The organism is Nonomuraea bangladeshensis (assembly GCF_039529455.1).
Classification (GTDB): domain Bacteria; phylum Actinomycetota; class Actinomycetes; order Streptosporangiales; family Streptosporangiaceae; genus Nonomuraea; species Nonomuraea bangladeshensis.
In genome coordinates this window covers 494,961-508,780 of the sequence record NZ_BAAAMV010000003.1, presented here as the reverse complement: position 1 = coordinate 508,780, position 13,820 = coordinate 494,961, and the positions used below count along the sequence as shown (strand labels likewise).

Genomic DNA, 13,820 nt, shown 5'->3' with positions numbered 1-13,820 from the left:
GAGCTGCTCCTAGAAGGCGGCATTGACGGAGTAGGTGGAACGCAGACGGTCGGCCAGCTTGGCGACGACCGAGCCGGGACGCACGACCTCGGAAAGGTCTTTCCTCCGAGGTCTGGGCGGCGGAGCGATCTCCTCGGGATCGCTTTCGCGCTCGACGTAGGTCGCTTCGACGAGCCGCTTCAGCGGTGCGGGACCGCACAGCTCCTTCAACCGATCACGTGCCTGCGCGACTGTCGGGCGTGCGACGGGATCGTGAGCGAGCATCTTCTCGATCAGAGGTCTTGTGCGGTCAGGCAGACCTTCGAGATTCGGCTGGACGCCGGCGCTGATGATGTTCATGAGCATCGCCGCGGCGTTGCCGCCGTCGTAGGGGTAGTGCCTGGTCAACGCGAACAACAGCGTGGCGCCGACCGCGTAGACGTCGGCGGCGGAAGTGATCTGCTTGGGGGTGTTCGCCTGCTCGGGCGACATGCACGCGGGGGTTCCCAATGTCGACTCGGTCGTGGTCAGATCCGTGGGACCGTCGGCGAAGGCGACCAGCCCCAGGTCGATGACCTTGGGCCCGTCCTGGCCGAGCAGGACGTTGGCCGGTTTGAGGTCGCGATGGAGCAGCCCGGCGGCATGGATGTCGCTCAGCGCGCCGGCCAGCACGACACCGAGCGCGGCCGCGTCTGACTCCGTCAGTGGGCCGCGCGTCTCGACGAATTCCTTCAAGGTCAGGCCGCGGACGAATTCGACCGCGAGCCACGGCTGCTCCTCGTCCTCTTCCGAGGCGTCCACGAGAGCGGCGATGTGCGGGCCTTGGATCGTACGCAGCGCGTCCGTCTCACGGACGAAACGGGCCCGTACCTCGGCTCTGGCGACCAGATCCTCACGAATCACCTTGACCGCCACGGCCTCGTGATCGTCAGTGACGCCGTAGAAGACGCGCCCCATGCCACCGAATCCCAGGCGGCCGCGGAGCATGATGGTGCCGACCCGTTTGGGATCGGAGCGCTCCAAAGGATCCATGCCCGCCCGCCTCCATGACGAAGAACTCAGGGTATCCGCGATGCTGCACCAGCAGCATCTGGGGAGCAAACAGTAGCGCAAGATCCCATGGTACGGCCAGTGTATTCAGTTCACATACTCTTTCTTGCGAGGCCGTTGCGCCGCATGTCGATAGTCGGTAGCATCCAGCTACTTCCGGTCACGGAGGGGAACGGCACAAAGGCATTCAGCCCCTCGATGTCTCACTTCTGAAGTCTTCGACTCTTCAGCGTCCTGATTCGTTCGCTCCAGTAGCCAACTCGTGACCCACCGTCTCACGATCGAGACCGATGCAGAAGGGCGGCGATATCTTGCAGCAAAGCCACGGCGCCAAGAACCCCCATCGATCGCATTCGAGACCGCTGGGCAGTGTCAGCGCGCTTCCGGCGTTCGGGCAGGCCGACCTGGTCAGCGTGGACGTGGCCGCCAGGGTGACGGAGGATGATCTCCTCGCGATCCGCGTCTACCCTGTACCGCTCCGTAAGAGCATTCTGAGCCACGTCGGGCTTCGCGACATGCGGTCGATCACCAAGCTGACGGTCGTCAGCCTCGCCCGGACTCTGCGCGGCAACGACCGACGCCGGCGTACCTCGTTGGTTCGTAACCTGGCCGGTCCGTTCATCTCGGCGTTCGAGAATCACGACGAGCTCTCCCGGGAAGATTGCGCGGATCTGCTGCGTCCCGCCTCCGCTGCGGCTTCCCTCGGCAAGACACACGCACTCGCCGTGGGACTGGCGAACACCAGAGCGCTGGGGGCGTCGCTGACCGACCTTGTGCTCGCGGAGATCTACCGGCTTGACGTACCGCTGTCTCCCGTCGCGCTCGCGCTTCTCACCCATTCCAGCCAGCGCATGGCACCGGACGCCGCTCGGGCCGTCGATTCGGCTTGGGCCGAGCTTCGTGCTCTCCACCCCGAGCTTCCCGAACAGCCGGTCTCGTTAGATCAACTCAGAGACGTCGCGTTGTCCCTTCCCCCTCGGCCAGTCCCGATCGTCGGGGTGACGCCGGTCAACGACGAGGGCAGCGCGCCGGAAGGAAGTGAGATGACTTCTCACGAGCCAGGTCACGTAGGCGATCCATTCCCGATCGATGCTCTGCGAGCGGAGTTGGGCCTCCTGCGCGAGTCGTTCCTGAAAGCAGCTGATGCCGCCGAACGCACACGGACGGCCTTCGCTCGCGGTGCGCGTCCCTCAGCTCAGGACATCGACATGATCGCACAGGGTGTTCAGGACTTCGACGGTCTTCGCGACAAGCTGGAGTCCGCGCAAGGCAGCCCCATCTCTGCAGCCACCACCGACAGCCTCGATGAAGCGCTCACTGTTCTCGAGTCGGTAGAGACGGCACGCCACGAGGTTCTCCCCCTCGCTCACCTCACCGGACCCTCTCAGTTGGAGGGGTTGCTCCAGGAGGTTCGCGAAGCGGCCACGGTCGCGTCGCCCGCGCTGAAGATCCTGGCCGAGCTCATCCGTCTCGCCCACGACGACGAGGCCATCATGCAGGTGTCCACCCTGCAGGAACGCTTCCGTGAGGAGGCGCCTCGCCACTGGGTGCCGCTGGCCACGGCCGCCGCCAGAGGCATGCTGGTCGTCCCCTCCATTCCTGTGACAGCCCACGCGGAAGCCGTGCCTCCGTCCGAGGAGGAGAACACGGAAGACGAAGATCCGGGTGGAACCGCGGACGAGCCGCAGGGCCCGTTGGCATCGCCCTCAGGGGAGGCGGAGCCGGCCGCCGACGACGAACTGGCGGCCCTGGACGCCTTCATCGCCGACCATCGCACGCAGCTGAGCCCGTCAAAGCCCGTACGACCGCCCAAGGAACGTTCCCCCGCTTCGCGGAAGCAGGAGCAGCCTCCGGCCTCAGCCGTACGGACCGACCCTGACCAGCCATCGGCTGAACCGGCTCCGCGGCCCGCTACCGCTCAGGCTGCGAGTGACCCGGGCCCGGCCGGCGAGGTCGCCGAGGCCGAGGCGTTGGCGCTCGCTTCTGGCCGGTTCGGACTGGCGGCCTGGCTGCACGACGCCATGGGCAAGCCGTCGGCCGAGGCGAGCGCCCGGCGGTGTGCCGCGATAGCGGCTGAGATGAGCGAGTTCGCCGGCCGGCTGTCAGCCGCTTTCAGCGAATGCGCTCGCCAGGTGTCGATGAGAGCTCTCAGCGACGACACGCCCGGTCAATTGCTGGCATGGGCGGCCGCGCTTCGCACAGGTCTGATCCACCCGACTCCGGAGGCCGCCCACCTGCTGGACGAGTTCGCAGCGGTCCTTTCCCCCTACCCCGGGCTGACCGCGTACAGCGAGGCATTCAGCCGGATGGCCAAGGCCGGCGCCTATCTGGTGCCGGGACTGTCCGGCCGGATGCACGATGCGTCGCAGGCGGAAGCCGATCGGGACCGGGCCGCAGCCGCGGCTGCCAGATTCCTGGAGGACGGGCGGTCCCAGAAGATCAAGTTCGCCCTGGCCACCGAAGTGTGGAAGTTCCTCCTGCAAGACGACGAGAGCTTGGGCAGGCTGCTGTCCATCGCCGCTCAGGACGACGTTTCCCGCGTGGAGGAGGTGATTCAGGAGCTCGACGCCCTCAGAGCCGGAGGCGCGGTCGACCGGATGATCGACGAGACCACCAAGGCCAGGACCTCCAGAAAGGGAGGTAACCACATCCACTCCAGCGCACGAGCCAAACTCGTCGAGAAGATCGACAGGGCGTTGGACCACGTGGGTGACTGGGTGACGGCCACACGTGAGGTGGAGTCACTCCGGACGGATGATGCCGGCGTCTCCTGGGTGGTCAAACCACTCAACGAACTGCGCACGATCGTCAACCGCAACCGCTCGCAGGCCCAGAATGAGCTCGCAAGCCTGATGGACTCGGCCGACCCGCTCATTGCCGCCTCGGCGACCGGCGCTTCGATTCTCGTCCGCGACACCCTGCGACTGCTGGACGGCGGCCCGCTGGCGCAGCCGGAGCCGTCTGCCGCACAAGTGCTCAACGCAGACCTGCTCCTCTCACCCGCGATCCGGTTCGACGGGGACACCGTTTGCCCGTTGGACGAGCCGGCGCCGGCCGACCTCCTGGCCGCCTGCGAGGCCGACCGGCGGGACTGGCGTGCTGCCTTCGAGGCCCGAGCCGCTCGCGGCGACCATACGGGCACCCGCGCCCTGCTGGCCGTGCTAGGGCACGTGGACCAATCGCTGGCGGCCGAACTTCGCGGACGCAGGGAGAAACTCGTCGACTCGGCCCGGCGCGACCGTGACGACCGGATCGAGGACATCCAGGACCAGATCGCCGAGTGGCGGCGGGACGGCGTACTCCCCGAGACGGTGGCCACCCGGTTCGTCTCGATGTTGCAGGCGCTCGGCAACGACGACCGGGACGATTTCGATGCCATCTCGGACGCCCTCGACCTGCTCGTCCAGGAGGCCGCCGGGATTCGCCAGGAACAGATCGACGCCGAGCTCTCGGCCCTGAACACCCTCAGCGCCGAGAACACCGACATCGCCACGGTCCAGGAGCGGATCCGGGCTTACATCGAGAGCGGAGACCTGACCACCGCCCGCGAGTTCACCGCCCAGGCCAAGGTCGGTAACCAGCTTCCAGAGGTCTCCGACACAGTCGATCACCTGAAACGTTACTTTCCGCACTTCCCCCAGGCGTTCGAGGCCATGTCCGCCAGGCTGCCGGGCAAGCAGAAGGGCCGTGAAGGAGAGGAGTGGCTGCGAAGGCTCAAGGACGCACTCCACAGCGGCAACGAGATCGCTGAGCCCGCAGCGCTGAGCAGCCTCCTGCTGCACAGCGGGCTGTCCATCGCCGCCATCCCCAGAGGCCGCCGCGGAGTCTCCGAGAACGGACTGCGTGTCTGGCAGCACATGGCCCAGGGGCCGAAGTCCGCAGGCAACTTCAAGAGCACCGTCACGGGAGTGCTGCAGATGATCGGCCTCGAAGGCGATCAGGAGGGGTCCCGTGAGGAGCAGAACCGGATCTGGATCACGTTGAACCGGGTCCGTACGATCGGCGACCCGCTGCTGCCCTCCTTCGGGTCCAGGATGAGCCCTTCGGGCGACCGGCTCCGCCTGTTGCTGGTGTGGAAATCACCAGGGCCTCAGCAGGTGATCGAGTGGCTCAAGGACCAGCCTGGGGACCAGACCGTGTTGGTTTTCTACTTCGGCGTCCTCACGGTCGAGCAGCGGCGACAGCTCGCCGCGGCGAGTCGCCGCCGACCGGCGCCGGTCGCGGCGGTGCTCGACGACACCGCGATCAGCTACCTCGCCTGCCTCCCCGAGGCCAATTGGTCCTCGACCGTGAGCCTCCTGGCCCCGTTCACCTCCACCAACCCCTACGCACCGACCGGCGACGTTCCCGAGGAGATGTTCTACGGTCGTCTGGACCAATTGCATGAGGTGACCAGCAGGACCGGTTCCTCGTTCGTCTACGGCGGACGCCAGCTCGGCAAGTCGGCCCTGCTACGCAAGGCCGAACGCAACGTTCACAAGACCGACGAAAACCGCAAGGTCATCTCCGAGATCATCCAGAACATCGGCAGGATCACCCGCGTGACAGCCTTGTGGCCGATGCTCGCGGGCAAGCTCGTCGAGGCCGAGGTGCTTCCCAGCACTGCGGGCAACCTGTCCGACCCGAAGGAGATCTGCGACGAGGTGAAGGAGTGGATCGGCGCCGATCCCGCGCGGCAGTTGCTGATCCTGCTGGACGAAGCCGATGAGTTCCTCAACACCGACGCCAGGGATGCCGCCTTCAGCAACGTCATCACCCTGCGCAACCTCATGTCCGAGACGGACTACCGAGTCAAGGTCGTCTTCGCGGGCCTGCACCAGACAGCTCGGTTCAAGAGCCATTCCAATCAGCCGATCACCCACCTCGGCACTCCGATCGCGGTCGGACCGCTCGAACCGCAGGACGCGTACAGCCTGCTCACCAAGCCGCTCCAGGCGCTGGGTTTCCACTTCGCGCCACGACTGGCGGCACGGGTCATCGCCGAGGCGAACAACGCTCCAGCTCTGATCCAGTTGTTCGCGGACGCCCTCTTGACGCGACTGCGCCGGATCCCCACGACCAACATGACGATGCCGTACGAGATCACCCGCGAAGACGTGGACAAGGTGTGGAGGGACAGCAAACTCGCCCGGGGTTTCCGTGACCGCTTCGAGTGGACCCTGAATCTGGACAAGCGATACAAGGTCATCGCCTATACCGTTGCGTTCCGCGCGCTCAACGAGGGAACCGACGTCACCTTGACGGCCGGCGAGTTGCGGTCCGAGTGCCAGGAGTGGTGGCCGCAAGGGTTCCGCGACTCCACCAACGACGCTTTCCGGGGCCTTCTCGAGGAATGCGTCAACCTGGGCGTGCTGGCCGCCGACGGAGAGGGCTACCGGCTGCGAACCCCGCACATTCTCAACCTGCTCGGCGGGGCCGACGAGGTCGAGGCCGTACTTGAGCAGGCCGAAACCTTCGAACGTCCCGACTCCTTCGACGCGCAGTCGTACCGCGACACCTACAAGAACAACGGCGAATGCTCCCCTCTGACGGGCAGTCAGGTAGCTCGACTGCTCAGCCCGCGCAATGTCCTGCATCTCATCGCCGGTTCGCCGGCGCTGCAGATCGACAGGGTCGCGACCGCTCTCGAAGAGGCGGCGTCACGTCACGAACAGGCCCAGACGTGGCGAGTGGAACCCGGCGGTGTCACGTTCGAGGGAGCGCTGCAACGCGCCAGACAAGGCTCGGATCACGACGTGGTGATCGTTGACCTCGCCGGGCAGTCGCACAAGAAGGCGACCGCGATGTACCGAGCGGCGGCAGCCGAGCTCTCCGCATCTACCCGAGGCACCCTTTCGATCACACTGATCGCACCGCCGGAACATGCCTCCATGTGGCTTTCCACGAGCCGCGGAACGGCGATCGGGGACACCGAGGCCACCGCGCTGACAGGCACGGCCGAACTCATCGAGCTGCAGCGGTTCAACCGCCCCGCCGTCCGGCAATGGATGTACGAAGTCGGGCTCGGCTTCCAGGAAGACCCGAGCCGCGCCGCGCTGCTCCGCACGACCGGTGGATGGCCGCTGCTGATCAGCAAGGTGGTCAACACTCTTGCTGACGGTGACACCGATCGCGAACACGCCCTGGAGTCCTGCCAGGACTATCTGGAACGGGAACCGGAACAGTTCGTGCAATCGACCGGGGTCCTGTCGAGCATGGCGATCAGCACCGCCTGGCGCATGCTCGTGGAGGTGTCCGACATCGCCGACACGCCTGAGACGCTCGCCGGCTTCCTGGCCTCGGGAGATGACGGGCATCCGCTGGCCGAGGCGTGCCTGCAGGAGGAGGGCTACATCTCCACCGCGGACCTGGTCGAGGTGTTGCGAATCCTCGGTGCGCTCGTCCCCCAGGAGGACGGCATGCTGAAGCTGGAGCCCGTCCTCGCAAGGGCCACTCAACGGATGAGACCTCCCCGGTGACGTCCGATCCACTGCTGCCGATTCTCCAGGCGGCGGCACGCGTACTCCTGTCCCGGCCGACCATGGCCGGGGCAGAGCACGACGCGGAGCAGTTCGCCGTCGAACGACGTCCCGTCATCATCGACGCGCTGATCAAGGTGCCGGCGCTCAGAAGCAAGGTCCGCGAGGAACTGGAGATCCGGCACGACCAGCCTGAGCTCCACACGTCCTCCTCCCTGATCCTGTCCACGGACGATGACGTCGTCCGGGCCGGCCTTCGACTGCTCGAACTGCTCAACAGGTCGGATACGGCTCGCGAGACTCTGCGTACTCGCCTGCAAACCAGGATCAGCGGGCTGAGAGGCAAGCTGGAGATGGAGAAGGGCCGTCACGAGCACGCTGTCAAGGCACTGCAGAGCGCCCGCAACGCACTCGCCGACGCGGAAAAACGTGCGGAGGAACTGGAAACGCAGGTCGCGGCACTCCAACGCCGCCTGCACGATCCGCATGTCCTAGCCTCCAACCTGCTCGCCATCCTCCAGCGGTCTCCTGACCTCACCCGTGAGAGCGCGGAGGCACGCGATCCGCGCAATGAGCGCCTCGATGGGCAGGACCCGTCACCCCTCATAGTGGCTGCCGAGACCGCTGGGATCGCGTCGGACTCTCTCGTCGGCGCCCTTCAGGCGATCATCTCGCCACCGCAACCTCAGGCGAGTCCCCAGGTGACCGTCTCTCGAGAGCGGACCCTGCGCGTGCGTCCCCTCGGAGGTGCTACCGAGATCGGCGGCTCGTGCGTCCTGATCGAAGCGGGTGAGACTCGCCTGCTTGTGGACGCGGGGCTGATCCCGGGCGATCCGGCGCTCCCGCCACGTCACATCGACGAGGCCCTGTCAGAGCCCCTCCAGGCCGTGGTGATCACACACGCTCACACCGATCACTGCGGGTACGTGCCAGCGCTGACCACGCGTTTTCCGAGCCTGCGCATCCTCGCCACGCCCGAGACCACCGCGCTGATGCCGCGCATGTGGGCGGACTCGGCGAAACTCATGGGGGAACGGGAGCGGCTCCATCGCCGATGGGGCACCGACAGCGAGCCGCTGTACCAGCGTGACGCCGTCGAGCTGACCGCGCGGCGGTGTGAAGAAGTGCCCTTCGGCGTCACGCGCACGATCGGCGACATCACCATCGAACTGTTCCCTGCGGGGCACATCCTGGGCGCGGCCGGGGTCGTCGTCCGAGCCGGTGATCAACGCGTAGTCATCACCGGCGACATTTCAGGATTTCGCCAGGAAACCGTGGACGGTTACTCCATTCCGGACTCCGCGCGCGAAGCAGATCTCCTCCTCATGGAGTCCACGTGCTGCGCCGAGGAGCACGATCCCCGGGAAACCCGCGTCAAGGACCTGGTCCGTGCCGTCGACGACGTCTATGCGGCCGGAGGACGTGTACTCATCCCCGCCTTCGCCCTGGGCCGCGCCCAGGAACTCGCCATGATCATGCGAACGCGTATGCCGCACGTCCCGGTGCTTCTCGACGGCATGGCAGCCGACCTGGCATCGTCCTTCGAGAGCATTACAGGAGACCGGCATTCGCCCTTGCGTATCTTCGGGGGCAACGTCAGCCGCGCCGAGCGGCCGGAGCACCTGGACATGTTCACCTCCGGTGTGGTGATCACAACGTCGGGGATGCTCACGGGCGGCCCTGCCATCGAATGGGCGGCCAGGATCCTCCCCGAGTCGCGGAGCGCTCTGTTCCTGTCCGGATACCAGGATGAGGAATCCGGCGGAGCCAGACTCCTCAGGCTTGTCGAGGACCGGGCCTCCCACCTGACCATCGACGACCGCGGCAAGAAGAAGGAGATCCCCCTCAGAGCCCGGATCGAGATGATGCGCCTGTCCGCCCATGCCGACAAGCGAGGCCTGCTCGACATCGCCGACGAAGTCGGCGCCCGTCAGACCATGCTGGTCCATGGCCTCCCGCGTCGTCAGCAGGACTTCCGCCAGATATTGGAGGTCAGAGGGCATCGTTGCGTGGCCACGGGCCCATGGCAGTAGTCATGGTCGTCTTGTGACCGTTCCGACTTCGTCGGATGTCGCTTTCGGAGGACCTGGCCGTACTCATGGAAGGACACCTGTGAACCGTCCCGGCCCTCGGCGGGAACGACTCCCCGAGGACTGCCTGTACCCCAGCCGTCCGCTCACCCCGCTCGGCGAGGTGCTGCTCGACATCCGCGCCTGGCGCATGTACGACAGACGCCTGGCACGCACGCTGCACCGGCGGCTGGGACGCTTGGAGCTGCTGACCCGCCGCGGCAAGGGCCCGACAGAGCGGCTGGACCTCGGTTCGGACACCGAAGATCCACTGCCGGCGGCGCTCGCCCGGGTGCCTGACCTGCTGACCTTTCCGGCGGAGGCGGCGGTTGAGATCACCTGCCTCGCCGAGTTGGAAGAGCGTGTGGTCGAGCTGGTCGAACCGTTCGGTGAACTGCAGGACGCGTGGGCCCTGTTGGCCGACGAGCACCTGCTCCCCCAGGACGACTGGGACGAGGAGGACCTGGCCGACCACGCCGCAGGCTGCGACCGGGTGCCGCCGCACGACGAGCGACTCTACGTCCGATATGACGACCTGGCGCCGCTGCTGATCTCCATCAACGGCATCCCCTATCTGGCCGCGCAGGTGACCGACCGGCGCACGCTCATCCCGATGGACCCGGGCGAAGACTCTCCCCCACTTCCACTCGTCCGGCGCGAACACGCCACGTACGGCTACGACTGGGACGGGGGATCACCGGCGTCCAACAGCAGTTGGTGGGAAGGCGTCGGTGAGGTCCGCCCCGGGCTCCACATCGCCTGGGCTGCGTACGACGAGGGCGGCTATGTCATGATCGGGCGCGGCACCGCCGAGGAGTTCATGACCGAAGTGCGCAATTCCGGCTTCTTCGCCGAATCCCAGGGCCTCGATGAGGAGTGATGAGGAACGAGGTCACATGCCTGACGGCGGGTTCGTGCCCCACACGATCGCGCTGGCCACGAAGCCGTCCGAGACGGCCCATCGGCCGGTGAACTCGCCGACGGGGCCGGGAACCAGCAGCTTCGCGGTGAACGTGCCGGTGTCGTTGACGATGATCTCGGCCTCGTCGAAGCCCAGGTTGCGGTGGGTGAGCGGGTACCACGCCTTGAACACCGACTCCTTCATGGTGAACAGCAGGCGGCCCCGTTCCTGGGCGCTCTCCGCCCAGGTCCGCTCCTGGGGCAGGGCGATGGCGTCCAGGACTCCGGGGGGCAGCGGCTCGCGTGGCTCGGCGTCCATGCCGATGCTGAGGACGTCCGGAGTGCGCGCCACCGCGGCCGCGCGGTAGCCGCGGCAGTGCGTGATGGTGCCCACCACGCCGTCGGGCCACAGCGGCTCGCCGCGCGGTCCGGTCAGGATCGGCGTCGGCGGCAGTCCGAGGCCGGCGAGGGCCGTACGGGCGCAGTGGCGTCCCGTGGTGAACTCGGTCCGCCGTGCCTCCACGGCGCGCGCGACCAGAGCCGCTTCCTCCGGGAACAGCGCGGCGTCCGGTGGGTCGGCGAAGACCTCGGCGGTGATCACGCCGGGCGGCATGAGGTCCTCTATCATGAGAAAGAACGATAAGTCGGGTCGAATGTGCTGAGGCTGGGCTGAAACGCCGCCCATGAACTCCGATCAGTGGCGGTCATTGTTCGCGTACCCTCCTGTGGCGGCACAGTTCCTCTAGCCGACATGAGGGACGATACGGAAGACCGTCACCGCCGGGACACCCCTAATGGTTAGGGGTTGGCCTGTTTCAGCACTCCCCGTAATGTCCGCCTGGCAGGCGTTGCCGATATTCATTTCACTGGCTTTTCACGGTGGGGGTTGTATGAGCAAGACCGCGCCGACTCCTGTGAGCCAGCTGCCGCAGGAAACCATGCGCGACAGGATCGCCGAACTCGAACTGGTGCGGGACCGCATCATCCAGGGGCCGGATCCTGTGGCCACCGAGAAGCAGCACGCCGCGGGCAAGCTGACCGTACGGGAGCGCCTGGACGCCCTTCTCGACCCGGGATCGTTCGTCGAGGTCGAACCGTTCCGCAGGCACACCGCCACCGGCTTCGGGCTGGAGGCCCGGCGGCCGTACACCGACGGTGTCGTCGCCGGGTGGGGGAAGGTGCACGGGCAGGACGTCATGGTGTACGCCCACGACTTCCGCATCTTCGGCGGCGCGCTCGGCGCGGCCCACGCGGACAAGATCCACAAGGTCATGGATCTGGCCGCCTCCGCCAAAGTGCCGCTGATCGGCCTCAACGACGGGGCGGGAGCACGCATCCAGGAAGGGGTCACGGCGCTCGCCGGCTACGGCGGCATCTTCCGCAGGCACGTCCGCATGTCCGGCGTCGTCCCGCAGATCAGCGTCATGCTCGGGCCCTGCGCGGGAGGCGCGGCCTACTCGCCCGCGCTCACCGACTTCGTCTTCATGGTGCAGGGCACGGCGCAGATGTTCATCACCGGACCCGACGTGGTGCGGGCCGTGACCGGCGAGGACATCAGCCGCGAGGCGCTGGGCGGCGCCGGGGTCCACGGCACCCGCTCGGGCGTGGCCGGCTTCGTCTACGACGACGAGCTGATGTGCCTGGAGGACGTACGCTTCCTGCTCTCCATGCTGCCGCCCAACAACCAGGAGCTGCCCCCGGTCGCCCCCAGCGCCGACCCGGTGAACCGCCCCAACGACCCGCTCGTGGACCTCGTCCCGAGCGACCCCGCGCAGAGCTACGACATGGCGGCCGTCATCGAGGAGATCGTCGACGACGGCCAGTTCTTCGAGTTCCACCAGGGCTGGGCGCTCAACCTCATCTGCGGGCTCGGCAGGCTCGGCGGTCACGTCATCGGGATCGTGGCCAACCAGCCGTCCCATCTGGCCGGCGTGCTGGACATCGCGGCCTCGGAGAAGGGCTCCCGCTTCATCCAGATGTGCGACGCCTTCAACATCCCGCTCGTCAGCCTCGTCGACGTCCCGGGCTTCCTGCCCGGCGCCGACCAGGAGCACGGCGGCGTCATCAGGCACGGGGCCAAGCTGCTGTACGCGTACTGCGCGGCCAGCGTCCCCCGCATCCAGGTCATCGTCCGCAAGGCGTACGGGGGCGCCTACATCGTGATGGACTCCCGCTCGATCGGCGCGGACATGTCCTTCGCGTGGCCCACGAACGAGATCGCGGTGATGGGCGCGGAAGGCGCGGCGAACGTCATCTTCCGCCGGGAGATCGCCTCCTCGCCCGACCCTGAGCAGCAGCGGGTCACCCGGGTGGAGGAGTACCGCCGCGCGCTCATGCACCCCTACTACGCGGCCGAACGCGGCCTGGTGGACGACATCATCCACCCCCGCGACACCCGGGCGCGGCTGGGCCGGGCGCTCGAACTGCTGCGTGCCAAGCACGTGCCCCCGCCCTACCGCAAGCACGGAAACCCACCGATGTGAACGAGATCAAAGTGGTCGCCGGAGCGCCCACGGCCGAGGAGATCTGCGCGCTGATCTGCGCGCTCCGGCTGCGTGCCACCGCCGCCGCCCCGCCGCGCCCGGCCCGCCGTACGGCTCCCTGGATCCAGGCGGGGGACCTCCCGCGACCTCCCGCGGCCGGACGGATGACAGTGTGAGGCGGAGCTATCGGTACGTGGGACCGGCCGAGCTGAAGGCCGCGGTCCGGCCCGGCAGCGGCGGCCGCCGGAATCGGCTCGGCGGCCGATTTCGACAGCTGGGTCACCGGGCGTTCCGCCGCCGAGCTGGCCGAGCCGTTCACCTTCGTGGTCGGCGCGGACGGCGTGCTGCTGCTGGCCCCGCGGCGAAGCGAGCACGTGGCCTGCGCGGGCGGACGACCGGTCCTGAGCGCCGGCGAGATCGGCTTCGCCCGCGAGGCGGGCCGATGGGTCGTGGGCGACGTCAGCAACCATTCGACCGGGTACTGCCCGGACGTCAGCTCGTGGCCGTCGGTCGCCCAGGCCCTCGATCGCGCAGGGGTCGGGCGTCCGTCCGGCTTCACCCATGAGGTGGTGTTCCGGCGCTGTCCCGGGTGCCAGGAGCACAACATCGTGCGCGAGGGCGACTTCGTCTGCGTCTTCTGCGGCGGTGATCTGCCCGCGCAGTGGAACGTGGACCCGCTGACCGAGAGCGCCGGGTCGTAGCCACTCGTTCGACCGCCGGCCGCGCCGCGCGCCGGCCTGGTGAGCCCTGCTCATGAAAGACGGCTCGAATGCCGCGAAATCCCCGCGTAAACCCGCTGGAAAGAGAGCGACTTATTGAACGCCACCATAGGCCGACCGGCCCCGACGTTAGGGGCGGCTAGGGGTACATCTGGGGCGCGG

At 67.4% G+C, this 13,820-nt stretch carries 8 protein-coding genes; 6 read left to right on the top strand and 2 right to left on the bottom strand.

What is annotated here, in order from left to right:
* Positions 1-9: 9 nt before the first annotated feature.
* Positions 10-1,011, bottom strand: coding sequence for a serine/threonine-protein kinase (locus tag ABD292_RS10300; protein WP_344206854.1), 1,002 nt, complete (start codon positions 1,009-1,011; stop codon positions 10-12).
* Between the two features lie 308 nt (positions 1,012-1,319).
* Between ABD292_RS10300 and ABD292_RS10295 the strand changes: the two genes are divergently transcribed.
* The 3 genes from ABD292_RS10295 (at position 1,320) to ABD292_RS10285 (ending at position 10,436) form a co-directional block, all read left to right on the top strand.
* Complete coding sequence (locus ABD292_RS10295; protein WP_344206853.1) at positions 1,320-7,487, top strand: hypothetical protein; 6,168 nt, start codon at positions 1,320-1,322, stop codon at positions 7,485-7,487.
* Positions 7,484-9,520 (top strand): MBL fold metallo-hydrolase, encoded by a 2,037-nt coding sequence (locus tag ABD292_RS10290; RefSeq protein ID WP_344206852.1) that lies wholly within the window; start codon positions 7,484-7,486, stop codon positions 9,518-9,520. The genes ABD292_RS10295 and ABD292_RS10290 overlap by 4 nt, the downstream gene beginning before the upstream one ends.
* A 160-nt stretch (positions 9,521-9,680) precedes the next feature.
* Positions 9,681-10,436, top strand: a complete 756-nt coding sequence (locus ABD292_RS10285; protein WP_344206851.1) for a hypothetical protein — start codon at positions 9,681-9,683, stop codon at positions 10,434-10,436.
* Between the two features lie 12 nt (positions 10,437-10,448).
* Here the strand turns inward: ABD292_RS10285 and ABD292_RS10280 are convergent, their stop codons facing one another.
* Positions 10,449-11,084 carry a 4'-phosphopantetheinyl transferase family protein gene (locus tag ABD292_RS10280; RefSeq protein WP_344206850.1) on the bottom strand — a complete coding sequence of 212 codons (636 nt, stop codon included), beginning with the start codon at positions 11,082-11,084 and terminating at the stop codon, positions 10,449-10,451.
* Between the two features lie 262 nt (positions 11,085-11,346).
* Between ABD292_RS10280 and ABD292_RS10275 the strand changes: the two genes are divergently transcribed.
* The 3 genes from ABD292_RS10275 to ABD292_RS10265 all read left to right on the top strand — a co-directional run bounded on the left by ABD292_RS10275 (position 11,347) and on the right by ABD292_RS10265 (position 13,640).
* Positions 11,347-12,939 carry an acyl-CoA carboxylase subunit beta gene (locus ABD292_RS10275; RefSeq protein ID WP_344206849.1) on the top strand — a complete coding sequence of 531 codons (1,593 nt, stop codon included), beginning with the start codon at positions 11,347-11,349 and terminating at the stop codon, positions 12,937-12,939.
* Positions 12,936-13,115 (top strand): acyl-CoA carboxylase epsilon subunit, encoded by a 180-nt coding sequence (locus tag ABD292_RS10270; RefSeq protein WP_344206848.1) that lies wholly within the window; start codon positions 12,936-12,938, stop codon positions 13,113-13,115. The genes ABD292_RS10275 and ABD292_RS10270 overlap by 4 nt, the downstream gene beginning before the upstream one ends.
* A 147-nt stretch (positions 13,116-13,262) precedes the next feature.
* Positions 13,263-13,640 carry a hypothetical protein gene (locus tag ABD292_RS10265; RefSeq protein WP_344206847.1) on the top strand — a complete coding sequence of 126 codons (378 nt, stop codon included), beginning with the start codon at positions 13,263-13,265 and terminating at the stop codon, positions 13,638-13,640.
* The last annotated feature ends 180 nt before the right edge of the window (positions 13,641-13,820 follow it).